General features: G+C 64.0%; 1 protein-coding gene. It reads right to left on the bottom strand.

Translation table 11 applies throughout. The annotated features are described in order from the left end of the window. Window positions 1–1,088, bottom strand: a 1,088-nt coding sequence (locus EN991_RS36750; RefSeq protein WP_127370550.1) for an AsmA family protein, incomplete at its 3' end; no start/stop codon positions are given. Window positions 1,089–1,265 lie beyond the last annotated feature (177 nt).

Below are 1,265 nucleotides of genomic sequence, written 5' to 3'. Positions count from 1 at the left end.
GTGCCGGGGATGGTCGGCTTCGGCATATCGAGCAGCGCTTGCTCGAACGCCGCGATGCGCTGGTCCAGCGTCAGGCCGGCGCCGGCTTCGGCGCCCACCGCCTCGTCGAACTGCACCTGCGCGCCATTGGCCTCGATGGCGAAACTCGGTTTCAGCCCGAGATCGACAGAAGCCTTGCCATCGGCGGTGTAGGGGTTGTCGAGCGGCCCGGTCTCGAAGCGGAATTCGTCGACCCCGAGTTTCTGGTGGTCGAGCGAAAATTTGCCGTTCAGCCGAAAGCCCGGATCGGGCTTACCGGCCGAGACTTTCACCGTCTCGCCATCGGTGCCGCGCAGCTCGGCGCTGTTCTTGTCGGCACCGGAGATTTTGAACTGGCCGGAGTAGACGGCAGCCCCATTGACGATGCCGGCATTGCCGTCGGTCTCGATGACCAGCGGATAGGCGTCCGGATCGGCCTTCAGCCGAAACCGCATCTGTCCTGAGCCTTCGGCCTTGCCGGTGGACGCGGTGACCGCGGTGCGCAACCCGTCCAGCCGCAGCGTGCCGTCCATGCGCCATGGGCCGGCCAGCGACTTGGCCGAGACGGTCGAATTGATCTCGGAAAACAGATGGCTGCGCCCGCCAGCGGCATGGCGAACTTCGATCTGACCCTCCGTCACCGTCAGCTTCTCGATCGAGATCTGGCTGGGGTCGAAGGGCGAGGACGGCCGTATCGCCCAGTCGACAGTGCCGTCATTGGCGATATCGATGGTCGCTTTCGGCCGCACCAGCCGCATGTCGAAGATCAGCACTTCACCGCGCAGGAAGGGCGCCAGTTCCGCATCCATCGAAAACGTCTCGACCGTCATGGCCGGCTGGCCGTTGGGGCCGCCGGCGACGGCGACATTCGAGAAGGTCACCGAAGGGAACGGCAACAGCCTTGCCGTGGCGTCGCCCTGCACGGTCACCTTGCGGCCGAGAATGGCGCTCGCCTCGCGCTCGAAGTCGGCGCGGTAGCCGGTCCAGTCGATAAAATACGGCACCACCAGCGCCGCACACAGCACCAGCACGAACAGGCCACCGAAGATCACGAACAGGCGTGCGAGCATCAGCTCCGAACAGGTTGGTTGAATTTCCGCCGCACTCTACCCGCATCCGCGTGTCGATAAAGAGGCAATTCATCCAGTTGCGCGATCTCCGGTGATCTGAAACAAATCCCGGCGAAGCGGAGAAATCGGATGTCGGGCAAGAACTGGGATCGCGTGCCGATCGATGCGCAAAGTGTC

Source organism: Mesorhizobium sp. M7A.F.Ca.US.005.03.2.1 (assembly GCF_003997795.1).
GTDB lineage: Bacteria > Pseudomonadota > Alphaproteobacteria > Rhizobiales > Rhizobiaceae > Mesorhizobium > Mesorhizobium ciceri.
Note: the sequence above shows the minus strand (reverse complement) of the source record. Positions and strands in the feature narration are given on the sequence as shown.